This window comes from Anaerolineales bacterium, from assembly GCA_015075625.1.
GTDB lineage: Bacteria > Chloroflexota > Anaerolineae > Aggregatilineales > UBA2796 > UBA2796.
In genome coordinates this window covers 850182-868846 of sequence record JABTTZ010000002.1, presented here as the reverse complement: position 1 = coordinate 868846, position 18665 = coordinate 850182, and the positions used below count along the sequence as shown (strand labels likewise).

The following is an 18665-nucleotide window of genomic DNA, read 5'->3' as shown; positions in this document are numbered from 1 at the left end:
AGGTTCTTAGAGAGAGAGTTTGCCCGCTTTGGCGGCGAGCAGCAAGCGTTGGAGCGCTGTCGCTTGAGTCCCAACGGCAAGGATGAGCATCCCCGGCAGCAGCCACCCGCTGAGCAGCATCCCGATTAGCATGAGCATCCGCACGAGGCGATCAAACAGCCCACCTTGAATCGAGCCAAGCCCCGCCGCTTCTGCCCTTGCGCGGATGTAGCTGACGGCAAAGCCCCCTATCCACGCAATGAGCGTGAGCAAAAAGCCCGCTGTCTCGCCCCGCCCGGCGAAATACCAAGTAAATGCAGCAAAGAGCAACCCATCGGCATAGCGATCCACTGTTGAATCGAGGAGCGCCCCGAAAGGTGTGACCTTGCCGGCTGCCCGCGCCACCGCCCCATCAAGGGCATCAAGCGGCGCTCCGAGGATGAGGACGACGCCCGCCAACGGTAGTGCTCCCGTCCCAATGAGCCAAGCGGCAATGAGGGCGGGAAGAAGCCCGATGAGGGTGATCGTGTTGGGGGAAATGCCCAAGCTGTCCACCGCCGCTCCGATACGGCTGAGCGCAACGGAAAACCAGCGGCGAAGGATGGGCGACGGGCTGTTGAAACTGTTCAGTCGATCAATCATGGCTGCGTCTGGGTGATCCTCGGATTGCCCATAGGCAGGTAGTCTGTCCCACCCTCAGGGGTGGGGTAGAGGCTACTCTTGCCCATCAATCGATCCATTAGCAGACGGACGAGTCTCAGGACGACCCGCTGAATGATCCAGTGCAGAACGGTGTGTATCATCGGTCAGTTCCTCCGCGTCAAAGTCGGCTTCAGGTTCATCCTCAGCGCCCTCTTGATCGATATCACTATCATCGACCATATCCCCCATATCTGCTAAAAGGGCATCGGCGTCTTCGGCAAGGACACCGCTGTCATTTGCATCTAGCGGGGTGAGGGTCGTACTCTCGGCATCCTCACCGTTCGTCCCGACAACAGCAACACTTACAACGTGATCAGAGCCAAGTTTATTGATCAGGCGGACAACACCCGATGGGCGCCTGACCAAACGAATCTCGCTGGCACGCATCCGAATGGACATTCCCTCGCGGGTGATCACGGTGATCTCATCCGTCGTAGTCAGGGTATGAACGCTGACAATGACGCCCTGTTTTTTGAGGGTCTCTGTGCCAATGGTGCGCAAGCCCATCCCATAGCGCCCCTGAAGGCGGTAATCATTCAAGGGGCTGCGCTTGCCGAAGCCTTTCCTAGTGACGATGAGCAGTTCCGTTTTGGTTTGGTCAATGACATCGACACCGGCAAGATAATCGCCCTCGTTGAGGCGAATAGCATTGACACCCGCCGCCCCCCGCCCCATGACGCGCACTTCGCGTTCATCAAAGCGAATTGCCATACCATAGGCGGTGACGACGATCAAGTGATCCTCGCCAGAGGTGCGGCGCACCCATTCGAGCCGATCATCATCATCAAGGGTGATGGCAATCAAGCCAGAGGTACGCACCGCTGAAAATTCGGAAATTTCAACACGCTTGATCTTCGCATTGCGAGTGACCATGACGAAATAGCCAGCATCGAAATTATCGACACAAGTGAGTCCGGTGATTTTTTCATCGGGGTTCAGGGCGATGAGGTTCGAGATCAACTGCCCCTTGCCCGTGCGATCTGCCTCTGGGACTTGGTAGGCACGGAGGGCATAGACCTTCCCGAAATTGGTGAAGCACAGAACATACCCGTGCGAGTTGGCGCTGAGGAGCAGTTCGACGTTATCTTCATCGCGGGTGGTTATGCCTGTCACACCGCGTCCCCCGCGTCCTTGTGTACGGTAAAGGGAGGCGGGCGAACGTTTGATGAAGCCACGCTTGGTGAGCGCAATGAGGACTTCTTCCTCACGGATGAAATCGGTCTCCTCAAACTCACCCACTGTTTCAAAGTCAAGGCGGGTGCGGCGTTCGTCGCCGTACTTTGCGGCAACCTCGGCAAGATCGGTTTGGATCAGGGCAAGGATTTTCTTAGGGTGGGCGAGAAGGTCTTCAAGGTAGCTCATCGTGGCAGCGACCTCGGTGTATTCGTTGTCAATGCGCTTGCGCTCAAGGCTGGCAATGCGCCGCAGTTGAAGTTCGAGGATCGCCTGTGCCTGAATCTCGGTGAGGTCAAAGAGGATCATCAGGTTTTCGCGGGCGGTGTCGGTATCTTCTGCCTCACGAATGGTGCGGATAATATCATCAATGTTGGCGAGTGCCTTGAGGTAGCCTTCAAGGATATGCGCCCGCGCCCGCGCTTTGGCAAGCTGAAACTCCGAGCGGCGGCGGATAACCTCGCGGCGGTGTTCAATATAAACTTGCAGCGCCCGTTTTAGGCTGAGGGTGCGCGGTTCGTTATCGACCAGCGCCAACATTTGGACGCCAAAGGTGCTTTGCAGTTGGGTGAACTTGTAGAGCTTGTTGAGCGTCTTAAGGGGTTGGGCGGCGCGTTTCAACTCAATGACGATGCGCATCCCCTTGCGGTCTGATTCATCGCGCAGATCAGAGATTTCATCGAGCTTATCCTCTTTGACAAGCTGGGCAATGCGTTCAATAATGGCGACCTTGTTCGCTTGGTAGGGGATTTCGGTGACAATGATTGCTTGACGCTCGCCATTTTTGCCAATTTCCTCTACCGAACAGGTGGCACGGACGATCAGACGCCCGCGTCCGGTGGCGTACATTTCGCGCAGTTCGTCGCTAGCAAGGATGGAAGCGCCGGTAGGAAAATCGGGACCCTTCACAAACTGCATCAGGTCATCAACGCTGACCTCATCGAAGGTATCGTAATGGTCGATGAGGTAGCTGGCGGCTTGGGCGATCTCGCGGAGGTTGTGGGGGGGGATGTTCGTTGCCATGCCCACCGCGATCCCGCTGCTGCCATTGATCAGCATATTGGGGATGCGGGCGGGGAGGACGTTTGGTTCTTGGAGCGAACCATCGAAATTATCCGACCAATCTACTGTATCTAAATTGAGGTCAGCAAGGATTTCCTCAGCAATGGCTTTCATTTTTGCTTCGGTATAGCGCATGGCGGCGGGTGCGTCGCCATCGATGCTGCCGAAGTTTCCCTGCCCATCAACCAGCATGTAGCGCATGGAAAAATCTTGCGCCAAACGCACCATGGCATCGTACACCGCCTGATCGCCGTGCGGGTGGTACTTCCCCAAGACTTCACCAACGATACGGGCGCTTTTCTTGTAAGACCCATTCGGGCGCAGCCCCATATCGTGCATGACGTAGAGAATACGACGGTGGACGGGTTTCAAGCCATCGCGGGCGTCGGGCAAAGCGCGGGCGACGATTACGCTCATGGCGTAATCAAGGTAGCTTTCGCGCATTTGCGTGTCGATGCTGACGGGGCGGATCGTACCGATATCCATGGGCGAATTTTCCTTAGGAGTAAACACTTGTTCATTATACCCTGAAAAAGAGGGTTTTCACAGGGCGAATCCTAAGTGTTTGTGAGGAAAAAGTAGGGTTATTGAGGTTTTTTAAGAGGCGGGGGTGTGAGGCGGTGGGTTGGATGCCTCCGGCGCTATAAAAGGCTTATCCGGGAACGAAGGTGTGTGGACAGTGTAACGCCAGTGATCCTGCCGCTAAAGCAGCGGGCTGAAAACAGCCACCCCTACGGAGCTTGAAAGGCAAGGCGTTTTGTATTCAAACCCCAACGGGGTGATCATTCCTAGCACGAGGGCTTTAGCCCCGCCCTGCGCCGCCTCGTCTATGGTATGCGCCCGCCGCTAAAGCAGCGGGCTGAAAGCAGCCACCCCTTCGGGGCTTGTCCCCACCCCGTAACAGACAGAGAGAATTTCTCTCCCTTTCCCTGTATACAGGAAAAGGGGGCAGGGGGAGGGATTCTCTTGGAACGTAGTACGGCGAGGGGGCTAGTTCACGCAGCGGCTTGGCACCCAGGGATCGATGCGGCTGCTCACAAAAATCTGCGTCCAACTTTCGCCGTTGGCATCCAACTTGGTTTTGGGATTGGTATAGAAGGTTTGCCCGCTTTTGACGCGGTTGTTTCCTACGGGGTTGCCGCCGGGCATGTCGAAGACGGCCATGTCGCAAGTCATGGTCAAGAGGACATAACCACTAGGAACACCCGGTCCGGCACCGGTGCCATCGAACACCATGAGGGAGTAAGGTTGACCGCCTCGGTAAAAATAATCGCCAGCGAAGAAGGTATAATCGCCTTCAACTGGGGCTGTAAACTCAAGATACGAACTCCACGCACCGTCACAGTCTTGGTCGCCGCCATCATCATCCAAAGCCACTAACGAGCCATCAGGGGCAAAAGCATACAAGAAGGGATCAAATCCTGTGGCGTTGACGCAGTTCAATGTTGCGCCAACGGTCTGACCAGCATGAAGAAAGACGATATGCGGGTTATCTACTCCGGTAACCGTTGTTCCGGTTATCTCGGCAATCGCGCCGGCTTTGGCAACCCGTCCCGGCGCGCCGACAACAAGGGTTGCCACACATGCCACGATAACCATACAAAGTACCCAACGATTTCGTGAAAACATTGCATCCTCCATAAAGTAAGCATTAATGGCTAGACGTTACGCAGTCGCCTTCATCCCCCTTCCCACTTCTCCCTGAGGGAGAAGGGGGAAACGAGTTTTTGAAGGGGAAGCCCCCTCAAACTTCCCCTTTCGATGAATACTAGGGTAAACACGCTCAACAGCATAAGTCCTAAATGGTGACAATCTACAGTATAAGGGATTTTTGAAAAACAATAGGGCAACACACGTTGAGTTAGGGATAATGGTCGCGTCTGAGGTTAAACCGCCAATAGACCCTAATGTTTGCTGAGAAACTCGCCCTCCACACACCATCTCCTATGAAGTATGATCTGTGTGGCTAGACTTCCCCTTCGGTACAGACCCCTTGCCCCCATACCCCCATTCGTGTTATAGTTCAGAACTAGCGTTCTGAAATCGGCGGTTGACAGTTTCCGGTGCGCTCTCGTAAGATCGCGCCCATAGCCTTCAAAGGTGCAAGCGAGAATTTCAATGACAATTGGTGTCGTTCGCCCGGTAAACATTGACGAACAAATGCGCGAAGCCTACCTCGATTACGCGATGAGCGTGATCGTCGCCCGCGCCTTGCCCGACGCCCGCGATGGCTTGAAGCCCGTTCAACGGCGCATCCTCTATGCCATGTCCGATATGGGCTTGCGCCCGGAGACGGCGTATAAGAAAAGCGCCCGTATCGTTGGTGAGGTGTTGGGGAAATACCATCCGCACGGCGATCAGGCGGTGTATGATGCGATGGCACGGATGGCGCAAGATTTCTCCGTCCGCTATGAATTGGTCGATGGGCAGGGGAATTTTGGCAGTATTGATGGCGATGCGCCCGCCGCCATGCGTTACACCGAAGCACGGATGACGGTTGAAGGCATTGAACTGCTGACCGATCTGGACAAAGATACGGTGCCCTACACCGATAACTTTGATGGCAGCCTTCAAGAGCCAAGCGTTTTGCCCGCCGCCTTTCCGAATATGCTGGTCAACGGCGCGTCGGGGATTGCCGTTGGGATGTCCACAAACATCCCCCCGCATAACCTCGGTGAGGTGGTGGATGCCGCCGTCTACATGCTGCGCCAATGGGATCGCCTTGAGGATGTGACCGTTCACGATCTGCTGAGCTTTATCAAGGGACCGGATTTTCCGACGGGCGGCTTGATCTTCACCGATAACACAGGGGATGCTCAAGAGTATGACAATGCCCTAACCGCCGCCTATGCCACCGGGCGGGGAAAGCTAACTGTGCGGGCGAAGGTGCATATTGAAAGTCTGGGACGCGGCAAGGCACAGATTGTCATTGGCGAGATTCCCTACCAGATCAACAAAAACAGCCTGATCGAACGGATTGCCGATCTTGTGCGGAACGAACGGATCGACGGGATCAACGATCTGCGTGACGAGAGTGACCGGCAGGGGCTGCGCATTGTCATTGAAGTACGCAGCGGCTTTGATCCGGCGGAGGTGCTGAAAGACCTGTTCAAGCTGACGCCGCTGCAAAGCACGTTCAGCGTGATCATGCTGGCGCTGGTCGATAACGAGCCACGCACGCTCTCCCTAAAACAGTCTCTGCGGGTCTACCTTGACCATCGCCTAGAGGTGATCCGGCGGCGCTCAGTCTACGATCTGAGGCGCGCCCGCGAACGCGCCCATATTTTACAAGGGCTGCTGACCGCCCTTGAGCAAATCACCCTCGTCATTCAAATCATCCGCGAGAGCGAGACGACGGACACCGCCCGCAGCGCCTTGATGAGCCGCCTGAGTCTGAGTGCGCTGCAAGCGAATGCCATCCTTGATATGCCGCTTCGCCGCCTTGCCGCTCTAGAGCGGACAAAACTTGAAGATGAATTTAAAGAAAAAATTCAGCAGATTCAATACCTAGAGGGGCTGTTGGCAAGCCCATTCGCTATGCGTAAGGTGATTGCCGACGAACTGCTGGAGATCAAGAAACGCTTCAACGATCCGCGCCGGACGGCGATCATCAGCGGCGCTCCGCGTGAGGTGAGCGCGGCAGAACTTTTGGCGCAAAACGAGAGTACATGGGTGACGCTCACCGTAGGCAACCGCATCAGCCGCACCTATCAGGACGCCCCGCCAAAGATCACCGCCCGCACGGAAGATGTGCCGCGTTTTCTGCTGCGCAGCAACACCGCCGACATTCTCTATGTGATTGCCGCCGATGGACGGGCAGCCTCTGTCCCCGTGCAGGGGCTGCCCATGTCTGACGAACCTGCCGAAGGGACTGATCTCGGCTCGCAAACGGATTTTCGCGGCGGGGAGGGCATTGCTGGCGCGATCAGCATCACCCCCTCGATGGAGGATGGTTATTTGTTCTTTGCCACCGAGGGGGGCGATGCCAAACGGATTCGGGTTGCTGATTTGCCCGGGCTGGTGGCGCGTGCCTTTCCGGTGATGAATGTGGGCGAGGATCGGATCATCGCCGCCCATTACGTGGAAGATGATGATGAGGTGATGATGATCACTGCTGAGGGGCAGGCAATCCGCTTCAAGGTGAATGAAGTGCGCCCCACCGGACTTCCGGCAGGGGGGATGCGCGGAATTCGGCTGACAAATGGGGATAGGGTTGTCAGCGCCGGAGTTGTGCGGGAAAACGCCGCCCTATGGACGATTACTGAGACGGGCATTGCCAAGAGTTCCCCACTGGCGGAATATCCGCTGCAAGGGCGGGCGGGGGCGGGCGTGACGACGATGAAACTGACGCTTGGGGATCGTCTTGCCACGTCGTCCATTGCCACTCTGAATGACCTTGTGATCATCTTGACTTTGCGTGGGCGTTTTAAGGTTGTCCGCTTTTCTGATGCGCCGCATGGGGCGCGGACGTTGAAAGGGGATTACAGCGGAATCAAACTGCTTCAACATGATCGTGTCTATGCCGTGACGCAGATCGTCCGCCGTCCAGAGGTTGCCAAACCCCCCACTGATGCCCACCTGAATGGCGCGGGGGAATAGAGGACACAGAGTGAGCGCCTACAATATACCCCTAGCAGGTGCGCCGGCGGCACGGGGTTAAAGCCCGCGTGCTGAAAGCAGAGGTTGTTTTCCCCTGATCTCAGCACACCGCTTTAGGCGACGGAATTAAGCCAAAAACCTAGCGGGCTACGGGCGGCGTCCGGGCTGCCCCCCGCCTGAGGTGGGCGCGGCGTTCAAATCCAAGCCAATATCGAACAGGGCAGTGTAGCCCTCCCCTTCGGGTACAACATTTAAGGTGAGCAGCCCCTCGGACTGCTGGAAAATGCCATCGTTGGCGTTCCGCCGCGTCCGTGCGCCGCGCCCACTGTAGATGGGGTCTTTGTAGACATCATCGGTGAAGGTGTCGTCAAAAAAGACCTGTGAGGTGAACTCGTAGCCCTGATTCGCCGTTGGGTCGGTGCGAATCTTGAAGTGGATGTGAACCGCCCGCCCATCGTACCAACCCGGGTAAATGGTGGTGAATTCCGCCTTGCCGCTGGCATCAGTCACTTGGTAGCCGCGTAGGAAGGAGAGCGCGGAGGTGTTGAAGCCCGGATCCGTGACGCCGGAATAGACCCCCTCGGCATCGCAGTGCCATATATCCACCTGAGCGCCCGCTAGGGGCGCACATTGGCTGTTTGTGACATCCAGCACTCTAAAGACAAGGCGTAGTATCTTTCCCTCTTTTACACTCCCATCGGAGGGTTCTGTCCGAATATCGGAGCGGTTCAGCACGGCGTCCACAAAGTAAGGTCCCTCGGTCAGTACGGGACGGACGATGCACGATGGCGCGGGGAGTGTCGCTGTCGCCGTCGGATTTAAGAAGGGCGTCCCCGTCCCTAGCGGGGAGGGCGTAGGGGTAGGTGTCATTGCGCTCAAGGTACGCAAGCCTGCCCCACCTAACGCGGTAGCAACACCCACGCCACCCAAAAGCGCCAACATCTCGCGGCGGGTTAAGAGGCGACCAATCGGCTTGTCGTCGTCATGCAGTTCCATAGGTTTTGTCTTTCTTCTGATTTTCGTCTGGGTACAGTTGAAAGTATAAAGGAAAGGTATTCAGAATGTGTGCAGATTGGGTGTGGGGGATGTTCAGGTTTTGCCGGTGGATGCCCTAGAGGGTGTTCCAACAAGAAAGGGAGTCCTATGTCTAACCGAAGGCTGTCCAGACGGGTACTAATCCGCCGCTTGCTACTGACGCTCGCCGTGATTGCAGTCTTGTGGGTGGGGTTTGCTTTTGTCGCCTTGCGTATGCCCATCAGCGGGGAGGTCACCTATGCCCTTGATTGGGTGTGGGGGGCGGCGCAACCACTGAGCGAAGGGGGAGAGAGCGGCTGGCGGGTGACGACCACAGCCGGCGTGGAGGTGACTGTTCGGGAGGGTTATCTGGGGAGTTACAGCCTACAACTCATCTACTGCCCGCACAAGCATTCGCCGCTTTCATGGCTTTTTGGGGAAATCATCACCGCCCGCGCCGGACATGGCGAGGGGATTGATGTGACGCGCTACCTTGCCTCCGCCATTGAACCGCTGGCACGCCCGACCCGCTTTGTCTTGGGGACGGTTTCCGGCAATGAGCCGTTGTACTGTGAGGGGCATTACCTTGCTGCCCGCCCGGATCGTGCTGCTGCCGAGGCACAGCCTACCACTAGCATGGTAGGGGTAACGCTCTGGCTGAGCGGGGAATACCGCTTGCCGGGGGCGACATCGGCAATGCCCTTCACCTTTCGGACAAGTCTAGCGAACGGGGCGATCCGCGACATTCTTGACGGGGCGGGGAACGCCGCGCCGATCCCGATGGACGGAAAAACGTATCGGGTGATTATCGAGCGACGGTTGGATCGTCTTTTCGAGGGGATTGATTTTTCAACAGCGACACCGGAATCGGGCGGTAAGGATGTTCTGTGGGCGCTGATTGCTGAGACGCGCTTTGTGCGGGAGGATTAGCCCCGCCGTTCCAGCCGCGCTCGGATGGGTTCGGCAAAGCCGAGAGTTGCCCCACTTGCTACCGGACGCGCCGTATCCATGACGACAACTCGCCAATGCCGTGCCAATGTCGCTAAAATCAACTGCGCCTCCATGAGAGCGAACCCATTTCCAATGCACACCCGTCCGCCCATTCCAAAGGGAAAGTACACCCCTTTGGGAAGGGTTTTCTCGTAATCGTTTGCCCAACGCTCCGGCTGAAAGGCATCGGGATCGGGAAACCAGCGTGGATCGCGCTGTGTGGCATAGGGGAAGGTGAAGATGATCCCCTCGCTGATACCCTCAGCAGGCTGCTCATCACGCCTCTCTAAAGTAAGGGGACTGTTCGGCTGGCGAAAGATGAACCATGAGGGGGGGTAGAGCCGCAGAACCTCTTTCACAATGCAGCTTGTATAGGGCAGGCGCGGCAGATCCGCCGCGCTCAGTGGAGCATCGCCTACCACTAAATCAACTTCGGCATGAAGGGCTTGCGCACATTCGGGGTGCTGCGCCAAAAGCACCCATGCCCATCCCAAGAGAAGCGCGGTTGTCTCGTGTCCGGCGATGTAAAAGGTGATCACTTCATCGGTGATTTGCAGGTCAGACATCCCCGCGCCGGTTTCGGGATCGCGGCTGAAGATGAGCATCGAAAGTAGGTCGGACGGGCTGTTGCCTTCACCTTGCGTCCGCCGTAAAGCAATCTGTTCGGCAACGATACGACGCAGCACCCGACTTCCGCGACGCTTACGGCGCATCATTGGGGTGGGCAGCCAATCGGGAATGGGGAGTTTCATTTGGGCGGCAAGCCCCATTCCCAGATCAATCACAGCATGGTGGATTTCCTGACCGGTCTTTCCTGAGTCCGTCGAAAAGAGGGCGGCTAGTACGATCCGTAAGGTAAGGGCGTGCATCGCCTGATCAAGGGAGATAACCGCGCCGTCTTGCCACGCGGCGGTGAAGTCAAGGCTGTGAGCAACCATCAGGTCGGCATAGCGAGCGATCTGCGTATGCTGAAAAGCCGGCTGGATGAGCTTTCGCTGCCTTCGCCAGAGATCGCCATTGCTGGTGAACAAGCCTTGTCCAAAGGACGACTTCAGGAGGCGGGCAACGAGATGGGGTTTATCGACATGCACTCCTTGTTTCACCATCACAGCATGGATGTCTTGAGGGTGGAAAAGCATTGTCAGCCGTCCAATGAAGGGGAGGCGGCGCGTCTGAAGGCGATCCCCGTAACGTTGCCGGAGTTGGCTGGCAACATCCGCCCCATAGCGGCGGAAATAGCGCTGGACGGTGAGGAAGGATATGTGTTTCATTGGCAGCTCCCAGATTGTATTAAGGTCAGCGATTGTGACTAGTAGTCCGTCAGAAAGATTTCTAAAAGAACCCCTATCCCCCGCCGCCTTTCCCCGTACACAGGGAAAGGGGAGAAATTCTGCGGGCGAGGGGGTGAGGACTGTCTTTTTCTATGGTTACCTCTTGATCGACTACTAGACGACTAACTCACCTTAGGCACAGACCCTCACCCTAACCCCTCTCCCGCCACGCGGGAGAGGGGGAATGCACTTTTTTGAGGGGGCTTCCCCCTCAAACTGCCCCTTTCGACGAATACGGGGTGAACAAACCCAACTGCGTAAGGTGAGTGACTAAGTACCCCTGGCACTAACGTGCTGCGCTGAAAACCGCCACCGCAAGGGATGGGGGTAAGCGATCAAAAAACAAGGTGCATTCCGATCCGGCGGAATTCCTCGACATAGCCGAACGCCTGAAAAGCCGCCCATGTGGGATGGTCGAGGGGGAGGTTTTCCACCTTTGTCTCTTGGAGTGGGTGTTGTTTATGCAGGTGGTACAAAAGCGCCTGATGCATCGCCTCGGAAGCGTTGGGACTCATAACAAGGTGACTCATTTGAAAGGGGAGGTGCTGATAGATAATCCAGCCAGCCTCTGTCCCATCAAGGAGGATACCTAAGCCTTGCACACTCCCCGCATTGAGAATTGAGCGCTTTTCCTCCGTCCATGCCGGTGTGTGGTCGCGGCGGCTGAGAAGGGAGGGAATCTCGTCGGAATCGGTCATGAATAGTTGAGCGTTTGTGGGGGCAAAGACCGGCAGAGGCTGCCCGGGCGGGCGGCGAATCACCAACAGATCACGCACCTTTTGGAACCCCAATTTGACAAACAATGCGTGGGCAGGGCGATTCCCTTCAATCACCTCCAATTGGACAGATGTGGCTTGAAGTGCCCGTGAGCGTGCCAATACCTGCTCCATGAGAAACTGCCCAACCCCGCTGCGGCGCGTTGTCGGGATAATGCCCAAGCGGGTGATCCACGTTCGCCCGCCGCGCACACCAAGCATGATGATTCCCGTCTCGCGCCCCTCGCTATCAAGGCTGACAAGCGACGCGCCAAGATCAATATCATAGCAGCGGATGTAGTCTGCCATGCGCCGCCCGTTCATGGGCATAGGGACAATGTAATCGACCCGGGCGGCGTTATAGATTGTCGCCAATTTATCCATACTGTAGTGGCTGGCAGGCAGGCAAAGATGACTCGATGATGTGGCAATACTCACGAGGGGGGGAGTTCCTTTTCTGCATCTGTTTGGGGGGAGATGGGCGGATGGACAAAGGATTCAACTTGGGTGGCAAAATAGCGCGAATCAATGGGTTTGACAATTACCCCTGTACAACCGTAAGCGCGTGCTAGTTGACGAGCGTTCGCCTCTGGGTAAGCGGTGAAGGCGATGAGCGGCATCGTCATAAAATTGGGTTCTTGCCGCAGCAGGGCAATGACCGTCTGCCCATCAATATCGGGCAACCCCAGATCAATGAGGAACGCATCGGGCGGCGTCTCGAAGGCGTGCATCAACCCCGCTTCGCCCGTCTCGGCAATGATGACGCGGTGTCCCGCCCGCGTCAACAGTTTTTCCACCAGTCGCCCAGTGTGGGGATCGTCTTCAATCACAAGAATGTATGCCATAGTCATTTAGTATAGGGTGATTTTGCGTCTGCCGCGATCATAGCCCAATTACAATCTGAATTCCGGCGGGTGGGTGTGAATGGACGCGACATTCCCAAAGGGAGTACACTTCCCCTTTCGAGAGACCATACCAAAAGGATTTTCACCAATGCGGGCAGTCATTATTCAGGCGCACGGTGGGGTTGATCAACTGCGTTACATAGAGGATTTTCCCACTCCCACGCCCCAAGCGGGTGAGGTGCGTGTGCGCGTGCGGGCGGCGGCGCTCAACCGCCTTGATATTTGGGTGCGCAACGGGTGGGAGGGCATCAAACTTACCCTCCCACACATCTTAGGCGCCGATGCCGCTGGCGAGATTGACGCCCTCGGTGGGGGGGTGAAGGGGATCGCCGTTGGAGATCGCGTCGTGATCAATCCGGGGATCACCCTTGAAGGCTACGATCCCCTTTGGGAAGGGCGCGAAAACCTTGCTCCAGAGTTTCGCATCCTCGGTGAGGATATGTCTGGAACGTACTGCGAGTATGTTTGCGTCCCCGCTCGAAATGTCCTTAAACTTCCCGATCATGTTGGCTATAACGAGTCAGCAGCAGCGGCACTCGTCTTTTTGACGGCGTGGCACAGCCTGATCACGCGGGGGGGACTTCGTGCGGGCGAGAGCGTCTTGATCGTTGGGGCAGGCGGTGGGGTGAACAGCGCCAGCATCCCGATTGCCAAATATGCTGGGGCAACCGTCTATGTCGTTGGCAGCAGCGCGGCAAAATTAGAGGAGGCAGCCGCCCTCGGCGCTGATCACCTCATTGACCGCAGCCTTGACCCCGATTGGGCGCGGGCGGTCTACAAACTAACGGGGCGGGCGGGCGTGGATGTCGTCGTCGATAATGTTGGCAAAGATACATACTTTCAAAGCATCCGGGCGGTGAAGCGTGGCGGGCGCATTCTGACGGTGGGAAACACCAGTGGGGCGCTCATGGAGCTTGATTTGCGCTATGTCTTTTCCAAACAGATCAGCTTGATTGGAAGCACGATGGCGCCGCGCCGTGATTTCATCACGGTGATGAACCTGATCTTTGCCGGAAAGTTGACGCCGAAAGTCGGCGCGGTCTACCCTTTAGCCGAGGCAGCCGCAGCGCACATCGCCTTAGAACGCGGGGATGTGTTTGGGAAGATCGTCCTGACAGTGTAGGAAATGTAAGGGCGCACGCGCAGATGCGCCCTTACGGAGGGTTATTCTAAGGGAATGGTCGCCCCCGCCCGCACCAAGAGAGGAATCCGCTCTAACGGCGCGTCGAGGGTGATTGTTTGCCCCCCGTTGTAGACCGTTTCGCCGTACCAATCGCGCCAATCCCCTCCCTTTGGAAGGTAGACACGCCGCGTTCGTTCGCCCGCCTCCACAACCGGAGCGACGAGCAGATCACTTCCCACCAAAAAGGCGAACGATTCAGCATGGGTTTTCGGATCATCGGGGAAATCATAGACGAGGGGACGCATGATCGGCTCACCACTTGCCGCTGCCTGAGCGACCAAGCCATACAGGTAGGGGATCAGCTTGTAGCGCAGCCCGATGTAATCACGAACAGCGGGCAACACAGAAGGATGCATCCAGGGGGCGTTTTCCCCTTCATCGCTGCGCCACGAATGGATACAAAACCGGGGCATGAACGTCCCCGCCTGCACCCACCGCAAGAACAATTCGGGGTCGGGCGGATCGCCAGCAAAGCCGCCAATATCCATCCCCACATTGGCAAAGCCGCACAACGAAAGCCCCAAACAGGTGGTGATTCCGTATTTCAGCGCCGCCCACTCCGAACGGTTATCGCCCGTCCAGGTTGCCGCGTAGCGCTGCGTCCCCGGGCTGCCCGCCCGCGTGAGAACAAAGGGCGTTTTCTCTGGGGCGTGTTCGATCTGTGCCTCGTAAGATGCCCGCGCCATGAGGAATGTTTGGATCGGTTTCAGCGCGGCAAGGGGCGTCGTCTGCCCAAAGCCGTGACAGCGAGCGTCGTCGGCGTTCAGATTGAACTCGTTGTTGTCGTTCCAGATGTGATCGACGCCCAGATCGAGAAGTTGTGCAGTGATGTTGTCCTTCCACCAGCCATAAGTGGCGGGGTTGGTAAAATCCAAATGCCCCGCCTCCCCACCCCAAAAAAGATCGCGATCAGGCTGATCATTCTCCGAGGCACGAATGAGCATCCCCTTTGCTGTTAGGCTCTCCCATGCCGGATGTGTCGTCAAAATCCCGGGTTTTACATTGGCGATAACGCCCATCCCCGCCTTATGAAAGGCGTTCGTCATGCCTTGTGGGTTGTTCACCCGCACACGATTCCAGGTAAAGACGTAGCGTTTCTCGTCTGCCGCCTTTGTATAGCCAGAAGAAAGGTGAAAGCCGCTGCATGGGATGCCGTGTTTTTGGCAAAGGGTGATGAATTCGGCAAGGGCGGTTTGAGCGTCCTCCGCCTCGGTATAGCGCATCCCTGAGCCGAGGTAACCAAGCGTCCAGCGCGGCGGGAGGGGAATTCGTCCGGTGAGTGCTGTATAGGCGCTGACGACCTTCCGCAGGCAGTCCCGCCCGCGCCCGCCGAGAATGACATAATAATCAAGGTCGCCGCCAGCAAAACGAGCGGAGCGATAATCGCTGTAATAGTTGTTGATCTCTGCGCCCATATCGAATTCGGCATCAAAGGGCGTGTCGTAGAACAAACCATAGGCAGCAATATCGTTATCCTCGGCGTTCAGTCCCCGCAGCGTGAGGTAAAAGGGGATGTGCTTATAAAGTGGGTTGGCATGTTCGGCATCGTAGGCGAAGGCGTCCGTATTGCGCAAGCGCATCCGGCGGGAATGTTTGTCCAGCGCCCCGCTCATCTCGCCAAAGCCATAATAGTGATCCTGTCGGTGGCGGGTGAGCGTGTGAACAATACCCGCTTTGCTCCGGCGGTGGGAGAGCGCCGGCACATCCGCCATAAGTTCAACGCCCGTGTGCGGCTCTGTCCACGTGATTTGGAAGGGATCGCGCTGCACGCGCACGCGAATGAGGGGCGTCTCGAACGTCCACCCCTCGGCGCTCTCGTGGATGGGAATGTTTGGGCGCGGAAAGAGATCGTCAACGGCAGACCGCGCCCACCCCTCACGAGGGGCATTCCCTTGCCCATCGACAAGCGACCACGTGCGAGACATTGCCGGATTGGGCTGCGTTCCGGCATACCAGCGAACGCGGATGAGATGGTGATCGAGGATGGTGATCTGCACGGTGCCATGTAGGGTTTTGTGTAGAATGGTCATGAACAGGCGTGTCCGTTCTTACCACTCTACCGCAGTGCGACGATAATAGGGGGTGAACCATGCCGGATCAGGGCGGTATTCGTACCGTCCATCAGGGTAAAGCCGGACGACGGCGCGGCGTGTGGCATGGCAGAAATGGTGGACAGACATGGGCAGCCCTCCGGTGTGGGCATAGGCGCATTCAATCTTCACGGCGGCAATCGCTGTGGCGCCGGGGAAGCCCATCGGACCGAAGCCTGCACGGTTGCCCAGTTCGGTCAATTCGTCTTCCAGTTCGGCAACCTTCGGATCGGGGTTGCGATCCGGCACATAGCGCAAGCACGCCGCCTCTTTTCCCAAGCGGAAACAGGTATCCTTCGTCCCCCCCAAGCCGATCCCGATCACTGAGGGCGGGCAGGCAAGCCCACGCCGGTTGAACTCGGCAACAACATCAAGGAAGAAACGCTTAATCCCTTTGATCCCGTCACTGGGAAAGAGCATTCGGTAATCGCTGCCGAACAAACCGCCCTTGTGGACGGCGATAATGTCGATCCAATCGGCGTCCGGCTCGTAGGTATAGGTTACTTCTGGGGCGTGCATCCCGATGTTGTTGTCGTGGTCGAGGCGGCTCAGTGGGTGGACGCGGTTGGGACGGAGGGGCATTGTTTTCGTCACCAGCGCCACCGCCCGCCGAAGGGCGTTTTCAAAACCGACCATGCCCCCTTCAATGCGCGGGGCGTCGTTGCCCACTTTAATGTAGTAGCGGGGCAGTCCAGTATCGCCGCACATGGGGCGTCCGGTCTTGATTGCTAATTCCGCGTTCGCCTTAATTTGCTCCAAGACCAAAAGGGAGAGGGGTTCGGTTTCTAAGGCGATTAGTTGGTCAAAGCGTGCCATCACATCGGGGGGGATCGCCATTGCTGCCCGTTTGTTTAACTCAATGGCAAGTTCTTCCACCAGCCCCAAAGGAATCGCATCGGTGACGTGGGAAGGCATCGTAGACATAAAAGACTCTCCCGACATATAAATAACAGTAGTTTAAAGAAGGATTGTACCGCTAACCGCTAGGTTCTGTTGATGATTTTGGTTCAGAACCCCTATCCTCCCCGGTTACTGCGCAGCAGTCGCCTTTCTCCGTACACGGGGAAAGGGGGAGAGATTCTTTCTGTGTTTACGGGGAGGAGGTTAGGGTTTCCAAGCCCCGAAGGGGTGGTTGCTTTCAGTCCGCTGCTTTAGGCGGGATCACTGGGATTACACTGTCAACACAACCTAATTGAAGGTCATCATCCCCCGCATTTCCATCGGCTGCCCCAAAATGGCGAGGGCGGCAATCAACATTCCCAGAAAGAGCAGCGCGTAGGGCAGCCACGCCAGCAGCCCACGCCGACCAAACAACTTCAGCGCCACCCGCCGCGAGAGCGCCATACTGACGAGGTAGCCGCCAACCAGCGCCACGCCCTGTATGACGGCGATTTGCTCAAGGCGGAATAACGCCCCCACTGCCCAATTTGGCTCACCCAAGAGCATAATTCGATGATCGACAAGAAAATTTTGAAAGACAGGGATGATCGTCTGCGCTCCAATCAGGAAGTGAAAGCCGTAATGTGCCGCCCAAACTCCCAATCCAAAGGGGATGAAGGTGGGGGCGAAGGCGGCGAAGGTATTCCGCCAGCGCCGCCCGTGAACTGCCATGCCGGAGAGCCGCAGCGCTGCCCGCGCCGCCGCAAGGCTCAACGCCGCCGGAATCACGATGTTTCCAATGGCGAACAGGATGAACAAAAGCAGCCCTTCACTCTTGATACCTGTCGCCCGCGCTATGCTTTCCATCAGGGCATACATGGGCGGGATCATCCCGAAAGCGTTCGTCAGCCCCATGAAAGAAAGCGCGACGAACAAAAAGCCCACATCCCAACGGCGGGGGTAGGCTTTCGGATCGCGCAGTTCGCGGGTGGGGCTGCGCAGCGCAAGGGCGACGTTATCGTGTGGGCAGGCGCGGACGCAATCGAGGCATAGGGTACACTCAAGATTGGTGCGCATTTGGGGAACATAGAGAAGCGTCCCGCAGCCCAACACACCAGAACGATCATGAAGGTGGGTCTGGGTTGGCACGCCATCGGTAATCGCGTCAATCAGAATCACGGGGGAGGGGGCATAGCTCCCCTTTAGACATTCTTTCCCCTCACAGGTTTGGCAGCGGGTGGGGTCTTTCGCTTTGATCTGGAAGGGCGAGATGGTGCTGTAGACAAAATTGAACGTCCCCAACGGGCAGACATACTTACAGAACGCCGATTCGGTGAAAACGACCTCCAAAACGAAGGCACTGAGGAAATAGGCAACAATTACCCATGCCGTCAGCGCCGGACTTGCCCAGAGGTCAAGCCATTCGTAGAGGAAAAACAGCCCGAAAAGCCCGCCAAAGGCAACCCATTTTGTGCGGAGCGCTTTTGGAAAGCGCCGCCCACTCTTGGAGAGTCGCCGCGCCAGTGTTCGGGGGAGCGTAAAAGGGCAGCCCATGCAAAACAGATTTCCGGCGAACAACAGGGCGAGGATAACCAGCCCTCGGTAATGCACCCATGCGCCAACGGTGGCAAGGTTTTCCCCCGCCCGCTGAGCGCCCGTGAAGCCATCATAGGCGAGCAAGAGCGCCACCACCAAAAGGGGTATTTGAAGGTACAACCGCCCGCGTTTCTGCTTGAGCAGCCGCCCAATGAGGGGCAAGTGGAGCAGGTCGAACGCGGGTGGGGGACGGTATAAAGGGGTGGGTGGGTGGGTGGTCATAGGGTCATCGCACGCCTTGCCGCAGCGGTCTGTTGCAGCAAGTATACCTCCCCTAGTGGGAAGGCGGGGTGCAGTAGGGTGCAGGGATGCACGGGGGTTGTGGCACGAAGTCACTCTTTTCGGGTAAGCCTTACAACGCAACGGTTTTGATTGGCGCACGTCCCTCAGCACCCTTAGCATCTCCC

13 protein-coding genes are annotated in these 18665 nt (G+C 57.2%); 3 read left to right on the top strand and 10 right to left on the bottom strand.

Features of this window, described 5'->3' with window-relative positions; all coding sequences use genetic code 11:
- Positions 1-6: 6 nt before the first annotated feature.
- The 3 genes from HS103_12380 to HS103_12370 all read right to left on the bottom strand — a co-directional run bounded on the left by HS103_12380 (position 7) and on the right by HS103_12370 (position 4515).
- Positions 7-621 (bottom strand): CDP-alcohol phosphatidyltransferase family protein, encoded by a 615-nt coding sequence (locus HS103_12380; protein ID MBE7513595.1) that lies wholly within the window; start codon positions 619-621, stop codon positions 7-9.
- A gap of 72 nt (positions 622-693) precedes the next feature.
- The gene (gyrA, locus tag HS103_12375; GenBank protein MBE7513594.1) at positions 694-3402 is read right to left on the bottom strand and encodes a DNA gyrase subunit A; all 2709 of its coding nucleotides are present in this window, start codon (positions 3400-3402) and stop codon (positions 694-696) included.
- Between the two features lie 504 nt (positions 3403-3906).
- Positions 3907-4515 carry a hypothetical protein gene (locus HS103_12370; protein MBE7513593.1) on the bottom strand — a complete coding sequence of 203 codons (609 nt, stop codon included), beginning with the start codon at positions 4513-4515 and terminating at the stop codon, positions 3907-3909.
- 519 nt (positions 4516-5034) lie between these two features.
- Between HS103_12370 and HS103_12365 the strand changes: the two genes are divergently transcribed.
- Positions 5035-7515, top strand: coding sequence for a DNA topoisomerase 4 subunit A (locus HS103_12365; protein ID MBE7513592.1), 2481 nt, complete (start codon positions 5035-5037; stop codon positions 7513-7515).
- 147 nt (positions 7516-7662) lie between these two features.
- Here the strand turns inward: HS103_12365 and HS103_12360 are convergent, their stop codons facing one another.
- Positions 7663-8511 (bottom strand): intradiol ring-cleavage dioxygenase, encoded by an 849-nt coding sequence (locus HS103_12360; GenBank protein MBE7513591.1) that lies wholly within the window; start codon positions 8509-8511, stop codon positions 7663-7665.
- A 147-nt stretch (positions 8512-8658) separates the two neighbouring features.
- On the opposite strand from HS103_12360, the gene HS103_12355 reads away from it, so the two are divergent.
- Positions 8659-9459 (top strand): hypothetical protein, encoded by an 801-nt coding sequence (locus HS103_12355; GenBank protein ID MBE7513590.1) that lies wholly within the window; start codon positions 8659-8661, stop codon positions 9457-9459.
- On the opposite strand, the gene HS103_12350 is transcribed toward HS103_12355, so the two are convergent.
- The 3 genes from HS103_12350 to HS103_12340 all read right to left on the bottom strand — a co-directional run bounded on the left by HS103_12350 (position 9456) and on the right by HS103_12340 (position 12450).
- On the bottom strand, positions 9456-10790 hold the full coding sequence (locus tag HS103_12350) for a cytochrome P450 (GenBank protein MBE7513589.1): 1335 nt from the start codon (positions 10788-10790) through the stop codon (positions 9456-9458). The genes HS103_12355 and HS103_12350 overlap by 4 nt on opposite strands.
- Positions 10791-11185: 395 nt before the next feature.
- The gene (locus HS103_12345) at positions 11186-12043 is read right to left on the bottom strand and encodes a GNAT family N-acetyltransferase (GenBank protein MBE7513588.1); all 858 of its coding nucleotides are present in this window, start codon (positions 12041-12043) and stop codon (positions 11186-11188) included.
- Positions 12040-12450: a response regulator gene (locus tag HS103_12340; GenBank protein ID MBE7513587.1), complete on the bottom strand. Its 411-nt coding sequence runs from the start codon at positions 12448-12450 to the stop codon at positions 12040-12042. Before HS103_12340 ends, HS103_12345 begins: the two co-directional genes overlap by 4 nt.
- A 148-nt stretch (positions 12451-12598) precedes the next feature.
- Here HS103_12340 and HS103_12335 point away from each other — a divergent pair, with 148 nt between their 5' ends.
- Positions 12599-13633 carry a zinc-binding dehydrogenase gene (locus HS103_12335; GenBank protein ID MBE7513586.1) on the top strand — a complete coding sequence of 345 codons (1035 nt, stop codon included), beginning with the start codon at positions 12599-12601 and terminating at the stop codon, positions 13631-13633.
- 41 nt (positions 13634-13674) lie between these two features.
- Here the strand turns inward: HS103_12335 and HS103_12330 are convergent, their stop codons facing one another.
- From HS103_12330 to HS103_12320, 3 genes are all read right to left on the bottom strand, one after another.
- On the bottom strand, positions 13675-15723 hold the full coding sequence (locus HS103_12330; GenBank protein MBE7513585.1) for an alpha-glucosidase: 2049 nt from the start codon (positions 15721-15723) through the stop codon (positions 13675-13677).
- A gap of 18 nt (positions 15724-15741) precedes the next feature.
- Positions 15742-16698 (bottom strand): fumarate hydratase, encoded by a 957-nt coding sequence (locus HS103_12325; GenBank protein MBE7513584.1) that lies wholly within the window; start codon positions 16696-16698, stop codon positions 15742-15744.
- A gap of 273 nt (positions 16699-16971) precedes the next feature.
- Positions 16972-18480, bottom strand: coding sequence for a hypothetical protein (locus tag HS103_12320; protein MBE7513583.1), 1509 nt, complete (start codon positions 18478-18480; stop codon positions 16972-16974).
- Positions 18481-18665 lie beyond the last annotated feature (185 nt).